At 67.1% G+C, this 1,127-nt stretch carries 1 protein-coding gene and 1 pseudogene; one reads left to right on the forward strand and one right to left on the reverse strand.

Annotated features, from left to right (window positions below):
- Positions 1–289 (reverse strand): annotated as a pseudogene (locus AC2VON_RS03445) (tryptophan--tRNA ligase); the annotation flags it as partial.
- A gap of 60 nt (positions 290–349) precedes the next feature.
- Here AC2VON_RS03445 and AC2VON_RS03450 point away from each other — a divergent pair.
- Positions 350–1,006, forward strand: a complete 657-nt coding sequence (locus AC2VON_RS03450) for an enoyl-CoA hydratase-related protein (RefSeq protein WP_486951690.1) — start codon at positions 350–352, stop codon at positions 1,004–1,006.
- The last annotated feature ends 121 nt before the right edge of the window (positions 1,007–1,127 follow it).

Raw genomic sequence — 1,127 nt, forward strand, 5'->3', positions numbered from 1 at the left:
GTTCGGCGTGCGCGGGGACGTGGCTCTGGACGAAGACAGTGCTGCGGGCAGGATCGATACCCAGCGCCAGGTACTGCGCGGCGGTCACCAGGGTGCTGCGTCGCAGCGTCTGCGGGTCCCAACCCGGCACGGTGATGGCGTGCATGTCGACGACGCAGAAGAACGCGTCGTGGTCGTCCTGCAGCTGCGCCCAGTGGGTGATCGCGCCCAGCGCGTTACCCAGGTGCAGCGAATCGGAGGTCGGCTGCACGCCGGAGAAGACTATGGGAAGCGATTGGCCGGTGCTCATGATCTATCGATCCTGTCATGCCGGTGCGCCACGGTCATCCCGACGTGGTGGGATAAGGCCATGAACCTCAGCTACGACGACAAGATCGCGGTCCTCGACCTCGGTGACGGCGAAAACCGGTTCTCGCCCGGGTTTCTCGATGAGATCGACGCGGTGCTCGATGATGTCGTCGCGACAGGAGCGCAGGGCCTGGTCACCAGGGCGACCGGCAAGTTCTACACCAACGGGCTGGATCTGGACTGGCTCGCCGCCAACGGCGAGCGGACCGGCTGGTATGTCGCCAAGGTGCAGGCCGTGTTGGCGCGGGTGCTGACGCTGCCGATGCCGACCGCGGCGGCGGTGGTCGGCCACGCGTTCGGTGCCGGCGCGATGTTGGCCGTAGCCCACGACTTTCGGGTGATGCGTGCCGATCGCGGCTTCTTCTGCTTTCCAGAGGTCGACATTCGCATCCCGTTCACCCCGGGGATGGCCGCGCTGATTCAGGCCAAGCTCGCCCCGCAGACGGCGATCGCGGCGATGACCACCGGACGCCGTTTCGGCGGGGTGGATGCCGCCGGTATCGGGCTCGTCGACGCCACCGCCGCCGAGGGTGCGGTCACCGCCGCAGCGGTGGAGTTGCTGCGTCCTCTCGGCGGAAAAGACCCCGGCACGTTGGGCGCGATCAAGGCCACCATGTTCGGTCGTGCCGTCGATGCGCTCAAAGACACCGGATGGTAGCCGGCCATCCACCCACCGAACTCCAAGCCGCGTTCTACGCTACAAACCGGACCGGCCAACCGCCGTCCCTTTCCCGGACCCGAGAGAGCATCGACGAAGCCCACCCATGCCGGCTTTTCCG

Source organism: Mycobacterium sp. TH-M82 (assembly GCF_057473605.1).

Excerpts from the sequence above, each read along its gene's own strand:
- AC2VON_RS03450 (WP_486951690.1), top strand. The coding sequence starts at position 350 with ATGAACCTCAGCTACGACGACAAGATCGCGGTCCTCGACCTCGGTGAC.